This window comes from Streptococcus macedonicus ACA-DC 198 (assembly GCA_000283635.1).
Lineage (GTDB): Bacteria > Bacillota > Bacilli > Lactobacillales > Streptococcaceae > Streptococcus > Streptococcus macedonicus.
Genome location: HE613569.1, coordinates 286,299 through 299,545 on the forward strand (window position 1 = coordinate 286,299; position 13,247 = coordinate 299,545).

At 38.1% G+C, this 13,247-nt stretch carries 14 protein-coding genes; 13 read left to right on the forward strand and 1 reads right to left on the reverse strand.

Annotated features, from left to right (window positions below; genetic code table 11):
- Window positions 1–78: 78 nt before the first annotated feature.
- From SMA_RS01585 to SMA_RS01635, 11 genes are all read left to right on the forward strand, one after another.
- Complete coding sequence (locus SMA_RS01585) at window positions 79–783, forward strand: histidine phosphatase family protein (RefSeq protein WP_014293912.1); 705 nt, start codon at window positions 79–81, stop codon at window positions 781–783.
- Window positions 767–1,540, forward strand: coding sequence for a M15 family metallopeptidase (locus SMA_RS01590; RefSeq protein WP_014293913.1), 774 nt, complete (start codon window positions 767–769; stop codon window positions 1,538–1,540). Before SMA_RS01585 ends, SMA_RS01590 begins: the two co-directional genes overlap by 17 nt.
- On the forward strand, window positions 1,537–2,118 hold the full coding sequence (locus tag SMA_RS01595) for a glycoside hydrolase family 73 protein (protein WP_014293914.1): 582 nt from the start codon (window positions 1,537–1,539) through the stop codon (window positions 2,116–2,118). The genes SMA_RS01590 and SMA_RS01595 overlap by 4 nt, the downstream gene beginning before the upstream one ends.
- A 133-nt stretch (window positions 2,119–2,251) precedes the next feature.
- Window positions 2,252–3,286, forward strand: a complete 1,035-nt coding sequence (gene hrcA, locus SMA_RS01600) for a heat-inducible transcriptional repressor HrcA (RefSeq protein WP_014293915.1) — start codon at window positions 2,252–2,254, stop codon at window positions 3,284–3,286.
- Between the two features lie 41 nt (window positions 3,287–3,327).
- Entirely contained in the window at window positions 3,328–3,867 is a 540-nt protein-coding gene (gene grpE / locus SMA_RS01605) for a nucleotide exchange factor GrpE (RefSeq protein ID WP_014293916.1), read from the forward strand.
- A gap of 82 nt (window positions 3,868–3,949) precedes the next feature.
- On the forward strand, window positions 3,950–5,779 hold the full coding sequence (gene dnaK, locus SMA_RS01610) for a molecular chaperone DnaK (RefSeq protein ID WP_014293917.1): 1,830 nt from the start codon (window positions 3,950–3,952) through the stop codon (window positions 5,777–5,779).
- Between the two features lie 302 nt (window positions 5,780–6,081).
- Window positions 6,082–7,236: a molecular chaperone DnaJ gene (gene dnaJ, locus SMA_RS01615; protein WP_014293918.1), complete on the forward strand. Its 1,155-nt coding sequence runs from the start codon at window positions 6,082–6,084 to the stop codon at window positions 7,234–7,236.
- 118 nt (window positions 7,237–7,354) lie between these two features.
- Window positions 7,355–8,104 carry a tRNA pseudouridine(38-40) synthase TruA gene (gene truA, locus SMA_RS01620; protein ID WP_014293919.1) on the forward strand — a complete coding sequence of 250 codons (750 nt, stop codon included), beginning with the start codon at window positions 7,355–7,357 and terminating at the stop codon, window positions 8,102–8,104.
- The gene (locus tag SMA_RS01625; RefSeq protein ID WP_014293920.1) at window positions 8,094–8,861 is read left to right on the forward strand and encodes a bifunctional hydroxymethylpyrimidine kinase/phosphomethylpyrimidine kinase; all 768 of its coding nucleotides are present in this window, start codon (window positions 8,094–8,096) and stop codon (window positions 8,859–8,861) included. The genes truA and SMA_RS01625 overlap by 11 nt, the downstream gene beginning before the upstream one ends.
- The gene (locus tag SMA_RS01630) at window positions 8,848–9,315 is read left to right on the forward strand and encodes an ECF transporter S component (protein ID WP_014293921.1); all 468 of its coding nucleotides are present in this window, start codon (window positions 8,848–8,850) and stop codon (window positions 9,313–9,315) included. Before SMA_RS01625 ends, SMA_RS01630 begins: the two co-directional genes overlap by 14 nt.
- Window positions 9,316–9,343: 28 nt before the next feature.
- Complete coding sequence (locus tag SMA_RS01635) at window positions 9,344–9,907, forward strand: TIGR01440 family protein (RefSeq protein WP_014293922.1); 564 nt, start codon at window positions 9,344–9,346, stop codon at window positions 9,905–9,907.
- Window positions 9,908–9,949: 42 nt separating this feature from the next.
- Here SMA_RS01635 and SMA_RS01640 read toward each other — a convergent pair whose 3' ends face one another.
- On the reverse strand, window positions 9,950–10,792 hold the full coding sequence (locus SMA_RS01640; RefSeq protein ID WP_014293923.1) for a mechanosensitive ion channel family protein: 843 nt from the start codon (window positions 10,790–10,792) through the stop codon (window positions 9,950–9,952).
- A 247-nt stretch (window positions 10,793–11,039) separates the two neighbouring features.
- Here SMA_RS01640 and tig point away from each other — a divergent pair, with 247 nt between their 5' ends.
- Together tig and rpoE are read left to right on the forward strand one after the other, a co-directional pair.
- Window positions 11,040–12,323 carry a trigger factor gene (gene tig, locus SMA_RS01645; RefSeq protein WP_014293924.1) on the forward strand — a complete coding sequence of 428 codons (1,284 nt, stop codon included), beginning with the start codon at window positions 11,040–11,042 and terminating at the stop codon, window positions 12,321–12,323.
- 191 nt (window positions 12,324–12,514) lie between these two features.
- Window positions 12,515–13,087 carry a DNA-directed RNA polymerase subunit delta gene (rpoE, locus tag SMA_RS01650; protein ID WP_014293925.1) on the forward strand — a complete coding sequence of 191 codons (573 nt, stop codon included), beginning with the start codon at window positions 12,515–12,517 and terminating at the stop codon, window positions 13,085–13,087.
- Window positions 13,088–13,247 lie beyond the last annotated feature (160 nt).

Genomic DNA, 13,247 nt, shown 5'->3' on the forward strand with positions numbered 1-13,247 from the left:
GAAAAAAGTAAAAAATTCATTATTTTTGTTGTCGTACACCTATGTTTTTTATAGGAATTAATTCTGGGAGGAAGCGTTATGGTTAAAACAAGATTGTATATTGCTCGTCATGGAAAAACGATGTTCAATACGATTGGTCGTGCTCAAGGTTGGAGTGATACTCCTTTAACTGTTGATGGTGAGCGTGGGATTCAAGAGCTTGGTTTAGGGTTGAAAGATGCAGGAATTGTTTTTAAAGAGGCGTTTTCGAGCGATAGTGGACGTACTTTACAGACAATGGAGATTATTTTACGTGAATGTCAACAGGAAAATATTCCATATACTCGTGATAAACGTATTCGCGAATGGTGTTTTGGTAGCCTAGATGGCGCATACGATGGCGAGCTCTTTAATGGTGTGTTGCCACGTGTATTTGATAAGGATATAACTAAGTTGTCTTATCAAGAATTGGCGGCAGGTATTTATCAAGTCGATACAGCTGGTTGGGCTGAGACTTGGGAAGTTTTGAGTAGCCGTATTTTAGAGGGATTTACTGCTATTGCTGAGAAAATCGAGACTTTGGGTGGTGGAAATGCTATTGTTGTTAGCCATGGGATGACTATTGGAACGTTTTTGTGGTTAATTGACCACGCAACGCCAAGAAGTTTGGGGTTGGACAATGGTAGTATTTCCGTTGTTAGTTTTGAAAATGGAAAATTTACAATAGAGTCTATCGGCGATGTTAGTTATCGTTTACGTGGTAGGCAAATATTAGAAGAAAGAAAAAATGAGAAAAAAGCGTAGTTTACCAACTCTTATCCTAGGGTTGTTAGTTATTGTAATTTTTATAATCGGTATTTTTGTTTTTGTCCAAGGTGACAAATTGTCATTGAGAGGAAATGCTCAAAAGTCATCAACGGATAGTTCAAGCTTAGTGAGCTCTAAGTCTTCAACGAGTTCAACAGCTTCAGCGACGGATTTGCCAGATTGTTCATCGAGTGATTGGGAGCTTGTTTTAGTTAATCGTGATAATATTACAGCTGAGATGAATCCTGATTTAACGCAAATTGATAATATCTATGTGGATTCACGTATTGCTGATAATGTTCGAAACTTTTTGGCAGCAGCGCAAGCTATTGATAGCAGTGAACATTTGATTTCTGGCTACCGAAGTGTGGCTTATCAAGAAGAATTATTTAATTCCTATGTGTCACAAGAAATGGCAGCTAATCCAAGCTTAACGCAAGAAGCGGCGGAGGATTTGGTTAAGACGTATTCACAGCCTGCTGGTGCTAGTGAACATCAGACTGGACTTGCTATTGATATGAGTACGGTAAATTCTTTGAATGAGAGTGATGCTAATGTTGTTGCGCAAGTCGCAGCTATTGCTCCTGAATATGGTTTTGTCCTACGTTTTCCTGAAGGTAAGAGTGATTCAACGGGAGTCAATTACGAAGATTGGCATTTCCGCTATGTTGGTGTTGAATCTGCTAAATACATGACAGAAAGCAACTTAACCTTAGAAGAATATGTGGCTTTGTTGAAGGAGAATAATCGATGAAATCTCGCTTTTCTCTGAAACAATTTTTGACTTTTGTTTTTATCTTTTTTATTGGAATTCTTTTGCTTTGCTTGCACCATGCAACGCCAAGTGCTACGAAGAAGCAGAGTGTTTCTTATACGCAAACAGAGTTTATTGAAGAAATTGCTCCGACGATTCAAAAAGTAGCAGCGTCATATGGCGTACGTCCTTCGATTATCATTGCCCAAGCTGTTTTGGAATCAAATTATGGGACGAATTTATTGGCAGTAAAATATCATAATTTATTTGCGGTGCAGGCACAGGATGGTCAAACGGCGATAAAATTAACTTATAAGAGTTATTTTGTTAATGAGTGGCAGACTGAGACAGTTCGCTTTGCGGTTTATAAATCTTGGACGGCTGCTATTTATGATTATTTTGATTTATTACAATCTGGCAAATTAAGTGATGGGGCGTATGATATTTTAGTGTCTAATACGGGTTATAAAAAACCAGCACAATCCTTGCAGGATATGGGATTCAGTACAGACCCTGACTATGCTACGAAATTGATTGCTATTATTGAAGAAAACAACTTAACAGCGTATGATAAATAGAAAAATAGCACTCTACTAAAAAGAGTGCTATTTTTTGAGTTTTTCTCTTGACATTCGTTTTTAAAGGAGTATAATAAAATTATAAATTAGCAGTCGTGGTTTATGAGTGCTAAGTGTAGAAAGGAGCAAGGTTATGATTACCCGACGTCAAAGTGATATTTTGAATTTGATTGTCGAATTATTTACACAGACGCATGAACCTGTCGGCTCTAAGACTTTACAGGCAACCATTAACTCGAGTAGTGCAACGATTCGTAACGATATGGCGAAGCTAGAAAAGTTGGGCTTACTTAAAAAGGCTCATACGTCAAGTGGGCGAATGCCAAGTGCTGCTGGTTTTAAGTATTTTGTTGAGCATTCATTGAGTCTTGACAGTATCGATGGACGTGATATTTATCAGGTCATCAAAGCTTTTGATTTTGAAGCTTTTAAACTTGATGATATTCTACAAAAAGCAAGTCAGGTTTTGGCTGATATGACTGGTTACACGTCAGTGATTTTGGATGTCGAGCCAGCTCGTCAAAAACTTACAGCTTTCAATATTGTTCAATTATCGAGTCATGATGCTCTAGCTGTTTTAACCTTGGATGAATCCAAACCGGCAACAATTCAATTTGCCATTCCTAAAAACTTCATGTTGGAAGATTTTATAACTTTGAAAGAAATCGTCGATGAGCGTTTACTTGGACGAACGGTGATGGATATTCATTATAAGTTACGAACAGAGATTCCGCAGATTTTGCAAAAATATTTTACTGTGACAGACAATGTGTTAGATTTGTTCGACTATATTTTCGTAGAATTATTTAAAGAATTGGTTTTTGTAGCTGGTAAGGTTAATTCGCTTGATTATGCTAATCTGGAAACATATCGTTTCTTAGATAATGACCAAAGGGTTGCGGTTGCTCTTCGCTCTTCAATAAAAAAAGATGAAATTGCAACGGTTCAAGTTGCAGATAGTCAAGAAGCAGCGCTAGCTAATGTGACTGTTTTGACACATAAGTTTCTGATTCCTTATCGTGGATTTGGGCTTCTTAGCTTGATTGGTCCGATTGATATGGATTATCGCAGAAGTGTTAGCTTGATAAATGTTATCAGGCGTGTTTTAGCGATGAAACTTGGTGATTATTATCGTTACCTCAATAGTAATCATTACGAGGTTAACTAAGTTTAGTAATTAAATTGATAAAAAGATAAGGGAGGGACACAGTGTCAGAAGAAACTAAAAACGAAGAACTTCAAGAAGAAGTTGAAACCACTGATGTTGTGACTGAAGAAAAAGTAGAAGAGCAGCCTCAAGAAGATGCTCAAAATGAAGAATTGCAAAAAGCACTTGAGCGTGCGGAAGATTTTGAAAATAAATACCTTCGTGCTCATGCTGAAATGCAAAACATTCAACGTCGCGCTAATGAAGAACGTCAGCAATTGCAAAAATACCGTTCACAAGATTTAGCCAAAGCAATTTTACCAAGTTTGGATAATTTGGAAAGAGCACTTGCTGTTGAAGGATTGACAGATGATGTGAAAAAAGGTCTTGAAATGACACGTGATAGCTTGATTCGTGCGCTTAACGAAGAAGGTGTTGAAGAAGTGGTTGTCGAAATCTTTGACCCCAACTTACATATGGCAGTTCAAACTCTTCCAGCTGATGAAGAACATCCTGCAGATAGCATTGCTCAAGTGCTTCAAAAGGGTTACAAACTTCATGAACGTCTATTGCGTCCAGCTATGGTTGTTGTTTACAGCTAATCGTTAGCAAAGACTTGACCGCAATGTCATAAAACTATAACTGAAAGAAAAAAAGATCAATCATAAAAAAGAGGGATAAAATATGTCTAAAATTATTGGTATTGACTTAGGTACAACAAACTCAGCCGTTGCAGTTCTTGAAGGAACTGAATCAAAAATTATTGCAAATCCAGAAGGTAACCGTACAACTCCTTCAGTTGTTTCATTCAAAAACGGTGAAATCATTGTTGGTGATGCTGCTAAACGTCAAGCAGTAACTAATCCAGATACAGTTATTTCTATCAAATCTAAAATGGGTACTTCTGAAAAAGTATCTGTAAATGGTAAAGAATACACTCCACAAGAAATTTCAGCAATGATTCTTCAATACCTTAAAGGTTATGCTGAAGATTACCTTGGTGAAAAAGTAACAAAAGCTGTTATCACAGTTCCTGCATACTTCAACGATGCTCAACGTCAAGCAACAAAAGATGCTGGTAAAATCGCTGGTCTTGAAGTAGAACGTATCGTTAACGAACCAACTGCAGCCGCTCTTGCATACGGTCTTGATAAAACTGATAAAGATGAAAAAATCTTAGTATTCGACCTTGGTGGTGGTACATTTGATGTTTCTATTCTTGAACTTGGTGACGGTGTCTTTGACGTACTTGCAACAGCAGGTGATAACAAACTTGGTGGTGACGACTTCGACCAAAAAATTATTGATTGGTTAGTTGCTGACTTCAAGAACGAAAATGGCATAGACCTTAGCCAAGATAAAATGGCTCTTCAACGTTTGAAAGATGCTGCTGAAAAAGCTAAAAAAGACCTTTCAAGTGTGACTCAAACACAAATCTCACTTCCATTCATCACTGCTGGAGCTGCTGGACCTCTTCACTTGGAAACAAGCCTTACTCGTGCTAAATTTGATGATTTGACTCGTGACCTTGTTGAACGTACTAAAACTCCAGTTCGTCAAGCTTTATCAGATGCTGGTCTTTCAATCTCTGAAATTGATGAAGTTATCCTTGTTGGTGGTTCAACACGTATTCCTGCCGTTGTCGAAGCTGTTAAAGCTGAAACTGGTAAAGAACCAAATAAATCTGTTAACCCTGACGAAGTAGTTGCCATGGGTGCCGCTATCCAAGGTGGTGTTATCACTGGTGATGTTAAAGACGTCGTTCTTCTTGACGTTACTCCATTGTCACTTGGTATCGAAACTATGGGTGGTGTATTTACAAAACTTATTGATCGTAACACAACTATCCCAACATCTAAATCACAAGTGTTCTCAACAGCTGCTGATAACCAACCAGCCGTAGATATCCACGTTCTTCAAGGTGAACGTCCAATGGCTGCTGATAACAAAACTCTTGGTCGTTTCCAATTGACTGATATTCCAGCTGCACCTCGTGGCATTCCTCAAATCGAAGTAACATTTGATATTGACAAAAACGGTATCGTATCTGTTAAAGCTAAAGATCTTGGTACTCAAAAAGAACAACACATCGTTATTCAATCTAACTCTGGTTTGACTGATGAAGAAATTGAAAAAATGATGAAAGATGCAGAAGCTAACGCAGAAGCTGATGCTAAACGTAAAGAAGAAGTTGAACTTCGTAACGAAGTTGATCAAGCTATCTTTGCAACAGAAAAAACAATCAAAGAAACTGAAGGCAAAGGCTTTGATAAAGAACGTGATGCTGCTCAATCTGCTCTTGATGAATTGAAAGCTGCTCAAGAAGCTAACAATCTTGAAGATATGAAAGCTAAACTTGAAGCTCTTAACGAAAAAGCTCAAGCTCTTGCTGTGAAATTGTACGAACAAGCTGCAGCTGCACAACAAGCCCAAGCAGGTGCTGAAGGTGCACAATCAACTGATTCATCAAATAATGGTGATGATGTTGTTGACGGTGAGTTTACTGAAAAATAATTCATCAATGATTATCAAGAATATATTTGACTGTTTACTTATTTTAGTAAGTTTAGTGTGAATTTTTCTTGGTAAATTATAAAATTCAGAGGTTGCGAGAATATCAACCTCTGTTTTTGGATAAATAGAGAAATCATAGAATTATTTTTAATAACCTTTTTAATGATAAAGAAAGGAAAGTGTTTAGAAATGAACACGGGCTACGGACGGTGACAAAAAGATAGATTTTCCTAGGACGTAAACGTCCGTTGTCAAATCTTCTATTTTGGCTTTGTCCGCTTAACGCCCTTTGTATCTTAATTATGAATAATACAGAATTTTACGATCGTTTGGGTGTTTCTAAAGACGCTTCGCAAGATGAGATTAAAAAAGCTTATCGAAAAATGTCGAAGAAGTACCACCCAGATATTAACAAAGCACCTGGTGCTGAAGAAAAGTACAAAGAAATTCAAGAGGCTTATGAAACGCTAGGTGATGAGCAAAAACGTGCCGCTTATGACCAATATGGTGCTGCGGGAGCTAATGGCGGCTTCGGTGGCGGCTTCGGTGGCGGATCTGGTGGCTTTGGCGGTTTCGATGGTGGTGCTGGCTTTGGTGGTTTTGAAGATATCCTCTCAAGCTTCTTTGGTGGCGGTGGAGGCATGCGTAATCCAAATGCGCCACGTCAAGGTGATGATCTTCAATACCGTGTGAATTTGAGTTTTGAAGAAGCCGTTTTTGGTGTAGAAAAAGAAGTGGTTTATAACCGTGAATCAACTTGTTCAACATGTTCTGGTACAGGTGCTAAACCTGGAACTAGCCCTGTAACATGTAGTCGTTGTCATGGCTCAGGAGTTATTAATGTTGATACACAAACACCTCTTGGTATGATGCGTCATCAAGTAACTTGTGATGTCTGCCATGGTACAGGTAAAGAAATCAAAGACCCTTGTCCTACTTGTCATGGTACTGGTCATGAAAAGAAAACTCATAAAGTATCTGTTAAGATCCCAGCAGGTGTTGAAACCGGTCAACAAATTCGCTTAAAAGGTCAAGGTGAAGCAGGCTTTAACGGCGGACCTTATGGTGACCTCTTCGTTATTATCAATGTTTTACCAAGTAAGCAATTTGAACGTAATGGCTCAACCATTTACTACAACATGAATATTAGCTTTGTTCAAGCAGCTCTTGGTGATACTGTCAAAGTGCCAACGGTGCATGGTGATGTTGAAATGACAATCCCAGCTGGAACACAAACTGGTAAGACATTCCGTCTTAAAGGTAAAGGTGCTCCGAAATTGAGTGGTGGAGGTCAAGGAGACCAACATGTAACCGTCAATATCGTAACACCAACCAAACTTAATGATGCTCAAGTCGAAGCGCTTAAAAACTTCGCAGCAGCAGGTGGTGACAAAGTTGTTAATCCTAAGAAAAAAGGATTCTTTAACAAAATGAAAGACGCCTTTGACGGTGAATAAACTCTCACAGAGATTGGAAACTAACATTTCCAATCTCTTTTTTATATAAAATTCTGTATGGGGACAGTTTGTTCTAAATTTTCTGGAAAGTCTTTTGTTAAGATGATAAAATACACTCATGGTGAGATATAAAGCAACGATTTCCTATGACGGTAGGCTTTTTGCTGGCTTTCAACGACAGCCGAGTGAGCGTTCTGTTCAGGAAGAATTAGAAAAAACATTACAGAAATTAAATAGTGGTAATCCAGTTAAAGTGCATGGTGCTGGTCGTACAGATTCAGGGGTGCATGCTTATGGACAGGTCGTACATTTTGATCTGCCACAGGCGCGTGATGTGGAAAAATTACGATTTGGTTTGGATACGCAGTCTCCAGAAGATATAGATGTGGTGAAAGTCGAGCAAGTCAGTGATGAGTTTCATGCCCGTTACAATAAGCACAGCAAGACTTATGAGTTTTTAGTAGATGCTGGGCGACCCAAAAATCCAATGATGAGGCATTATGCGATGCATTACCCCTATCCCTTAGATTTGATAAGTATGCAAGAGGCTATTAAGGATTTGGTAGGAACACATGATTTTACAGGTTTCACGGCTTCTGGGACTTCTGTCGAAAATAAAGTTCGCACGATTACGCGAGCAACAGTTGCTATTGATGACAAAACAGGTTTCTTTGTGTTTACATTCAGTGGCAATGGCTTTCTTTACAAGCAAGTACGCAATATGGTTGGAACCTTGTTGAAAATTGGTAATGGTCGTATGCCAGTTAGTCAGATTAAGACGGTTTTAGAGTCGAAAAATCGTGATTTAGCAGGCCCTACGGCAGCGGGGAATGGTCTCTATTTAAAGGAGGTTAATTATGACAAATAAGTACATTTTAGCCATTTCAGGAAATGATATTTTTAGTGGCGGTGGTCTTTATGCTGATTTGGCGACCTATACAACCAATCACTTGCATGGTTTTCTAGCGATAACTTGCTTAACGGCATTGACAGAAAATGGATTTGATGTTTTTGCGACAGATGAAACAGTTTTTTCTCACCAATTAAATAGTCTCAAAGATGTTCCTTTTTCAGGGATAAAACTTGGCTTGTTGCCAAACGTGAAAGTTGCTGATCTAGCACTTGAATTCGTTGAATCGCACGTTGGAATTCCAATTGTTCTTGACCCAGTTTTGGTTTGTAAAGAAAAGCATGATGTTGAAGTTTCAGCGCTTCGTGATGAACTCTTGAAATTTTTTCCATATGTGACCATTATCACGCCGAATTTGGTAGAAGCTGAGCTATTGACCCAAACCTCAATCAAAACTTTGGATGATATGAAAGCTGCGGCGAAAAAATTGCACCAGTTAGGAGCGAAAAACGTGGTTGTTAAAGGTGGCAACCGATTAAGTAAGGAAAAAGCGGTTGACGTTTTTTACGACGGTGAAAACGTGACTGTTTTTGAGACACCTGTCCTTGAAAATAATAATATCGGTGCTGGTTGTACATTCGCTTCAAGCATTGCAAGCCAATTAGTACTTGGAAAGTCTGCCAAAGCTGCTGTTGAACAATCTAAAGAGTTCGTTTATCAAGCGATTCGTCATTCAGACCAATATGGAGTGAAACAAAATTATGAAGAAAACTAATACGCGTGACTTAACCTTAATGGCTGTTTTGACAGCTTTGAGTGTTGTTTTGGCTTACATTCATATTCCAACCCCAACAGGTTATTTGACCTTGTTAGATGTTGGAATTTATTTTACTGCTTATTATTTAGGTTCAAAATCTGGAGCAATTGTCGGTGGCTTATCTGGCTTTCTTATTGACCTTTTGCTGGGCTATCCACAATATATGTTTCATAGTCTGATTGCACATGGAGCACAAGGATTTTTTGCAGGCTGGAATGGGAAAAAACGTATTCTGGGTCTTGTACTAGCTAGTGTTTCAATGATTGGCTGGTATTTTGTAGCCGCCTTGTTGTTGGGGTATGGCTTGGGTGCTGCTTGGGCAGGTATTTTAGGAAATGTTTTACAAAATTTCTTTGGAATGTTTGTTGGTTACCTTGTCTATCTTGCTTATCTGCGTTTTGAAAAACATTAGTGTATAATGAAGTAAAAGGAGGATTGACATGAACCTACAAGAATTAGAAAAGCAAACACGTGCTATTGTGATTGATATTGTTGAACGCTCTGCTATTAAAAAAGGTCAAATTTTTGTTCTTGGCTTGTCCTCAAGTGAGGTTGCAGGTGGTTTGATTGGGAAAAATAGCAGTTCTGAAATCGGTGAAGTGATTGTTAAGACGATTTTAGATGTACTAAATGAGCGTGGAATTTATCTAGCTGTGCAAGGTTGTGAACATTTAAATCGTGCTTTGACGGTTGAACGCGAATTAGCTGAGAAAAAAGAATTAGAAATCGTTAATGTTATTCCAAATCTGCATGCGGGCGGAAGTGGACAAGTCGCTGCTTTCAAGTTCATGCAAGATCCTGTCGAGGTTGAAGAAATCGTGGCACATGCTGGGCTAGATATTGGAGATACCTTTATTGGTATGCATGTCAAGCGCGTACAAGTGCCGTTAATTCCAGTGCAACGTGAGTTGGGCGGCGCTCATGTGACTGCTTTAGCGAGCCGACCAAAATTAATTGGTGGCGCGCGTGCAACTTATACATCAGACCCAATTCGAAAATTTTAAAAATAAATAAAGAGGACACTTGGGGTCCTCTTTTATAATATTCTATTTTGTAAGTGTCGGGTTGGCATACATCGTTAACAATGCAATGTCATTTTCCAAAAGCGCTTTTTGGTAAAGACGGTAAAAGTTAGAATAAATGTAACTTTGTTTGCCGTTTTGCACGAAAATCTCAACACGGAAAACAAGTTGTGCAATGTTATTTGTACGTGGTCCTAAAATGGTTGGACTACCAACGATTTCAGGATAAGATGGTAGCTGTTCTTTGTTGATCGTCTTAATGATATTTGAGATTTTTTCTAAGTCTGTGTGAGCGTAGATTGGCATATCAATCTGAACACGCATATCACCACGTGATTTGTTAGAAACAATAGTAATATTACGATTAGGAATGAAATGAAGTGTTCCGTCGAAACCGCGAATTTTTGTGGTACGAATACCGACGCTTGAAATATTTCCTTCAACTGTTCCAATAACGACAGAATCACCGACTTCAAATTGATTTTCAAGAAGAATAAAGAATCCGTTAACCATGTCAGTTAAAAAGCCTTGTGCACCAAGCCCAATAGCGACCCCAGCAAGACCAGCACCAGCCAATAAACTAGAAACTGGAACACCAAGAATACTCAACAGCCAATAAAGTAGGAAAAAGTAGATGGTGTAGTTCATGATGTTGTGCAAAAGTTTGCTGATTGTCTCTTGGCGAGCTTCCGTTTGGCGTGAAAGCGTAATCGATTTTTCTACCGCATGTTTAAAAACAAAATCAGCAACACGCTTTACAATTAAGAAAAATAGAAAAAGAAGTATCAATGAAACCGCCTTAGAAATAAGATCCACAGCGATTTGTTCGATTTGTAATTGTTCGAGATATTTAGAGATAATAGTCATACCATTAGTTTATTAAAAAAACGAATAGCAAGCAAGAGTTTAATATAAATTAAGAATTGCTGAAATTTATATATAGGACAGTAAAATGAGAAAAGTTGACCGTAATGTCATTAAGAGCCTGTTCAATACGCACCAATTCTGCGAATAGAGTGGTAATTGCCTTAGGATTTTTACACAAAAAACTTTTAAAAGCCTGTGAAATATGGTAAACTAAACTGTATATAAAATTTTAAGGAGAAATGACTTCATGTCTGTATCATTTGAAAACAAAGCTACTAACCGTGGCGTGATTACATTCACAATCGGTCAAGATAAAATCCAACCAGCTCTTGATCAAGCTTTCAACAAAGTTAAGAAAAATTTAAACGCACCTGGATTCCGTAAAGGACACATGCCACGTGCCGTATTTAACCAAAAATTTGGTGAAGAAGCACTTTACGAAGATGCTTTGAACGCTATCCTTCCAGCAGCATATGAGGCAGCAGTTGCTGAACTTGGCCTTGATGTTGTTGCTCAACCAAAAATTGACATTCAATCAATGGAAAAAGGTCAAGAATGGACATTGACTGCAGAAGTTGTTACAAAACCAGAAGTAAAACTTGGAGACTATAAAGACCTTGAAGTTTCAGTTGAAGCTACAAAAGAAGTAACTGATGCTGAAGTTGACGAAAAAATTGAACGCGAACGCAACAATCTTGCTGAACTTATCATCAAAGAAGACGCTGCAGAACTTGGCGATACAGTTGTTATTGACTTCGTAGGTTCAGTTGACGGTGTTGAATTTGACGGTGGTAAAGGTGATAACTTCTCACTTGAACTTGGTTCAGGTCAATTCATCCCTGGTTTTGAAGACCAATTAGTAGGTGCTAAAGCTGGTGAAACTGTAGAAGTTAACGTAACATTCCCAGAAAACTATCAAGCAGAAGACCTTGCTGGTAAAGATGCTAAATTTGTAACAACTGTTCACGAAGTTAAAACTAAAGAAGTTCCAGCTCTTGATGACGAATTAGCTAAAGATATCGACGAAGAAGTTGAAACTCTTGACGAATTGAAAGCTAAATACCGTAAAGAACTTGAAGCAGCTAAAGAAATCGCATATGATGATGCTGTTGAAGGTGCTGCACTTGAATTGGCAGTCGCTAACGCTGAAATCGTTGAATTGCCAGAAGAAATGGTACATGACGAAGTGCACCGTGCTATGAACGAATTCATGGGCAACATGCAACGTCAAGGTATCTCTCCAGAAATGTACTTCCAATTGACTGGTACAACTGAAGAAGACCTTCACAAACAATACGAAGCTGACGCTGACAAACGTGTTAAAACTAACCTTGTTATCGAAGCTATCGCTAAAGCTGAAGGATTTGAAGCTTCTGACGAAGAAATCGAAAAAGAAATCAACGACCTTGCTTCAGAATATAACATGGAAGTTGAACAAGTTCGTAAACTTCTTTCAGCTGATATGCTTAAACACGACATCGTTATGAAGAAAGCTGTTGACGTTGTCACAAGCACTGCAAAAGTAAAATAATTTATCTTAGATAAATACCTATAAAGTCAGGTAATCGTAAGATTACTTGGCTTTTTATGCCCTTTATCAGAAATTCTTATAAATCTTTTGACGAATTGACAAAATTAGCGTAAAATAGAGAGTAACGAAATTTAAGATAATAGGGTTTTTGTGGCTATTTGCTCATATCCTAAATAATAAGGAGAACTACCTTGGAATTAGAAGTATTTGCTGGACAAGAAAAAAGCGAACTTTCAATGATTGAAGTTGCCCGTGCGATTTTAGAAGAACGTGGACGTGATCATGAAATGTATTTCAGCGATCTTGTAAATGAGATCCAAAACTACCTTGAAAAATCAGATGCAGAAATTCGTGAAGCATTGCCATATTTTTATTCTGTATTGAACGTTGACGGAAGTTTTATTCCACTTGGGGATAACAAATGGGGACTCCGTTCATGGTATGCTATTGATGAAATTGACGAAGAAATCATCACTCTTGAAGAAGATGAAAATGGAGCACCAAAACGTAAACCGAAACGTGTTAATGCCTTCATGGATGGTGATGAAGATGCCATTGATTATTCAGATGATGATCCAGAAGATGAAGATTTCACACCTGAATCATCTGATTTAGAATACGATGAAGAAAATCCAGATGACGAAACATCAGAAGTTGAGTCATACGATTCAGAAATCAACGAAATTATTCCAGATGAAGATTTGGACGAAGAAGTTGACATCAACGAAGAAGACGACGAAGACGATGATTTAGACGAAGAGTAGTCATCAGCATTAGTTTTTTACTAAATTAAAAAAAGTTGTCAATTATCATTTGACAAACGCCACAGGATAGTTTATATTATTATTCGGGCACCTCTTTTTTAGAGGTCGTATGAAAGCTCCCTAACTTTTTAGGGAGCTATTTTTGTTTTCCTAAAAGTAA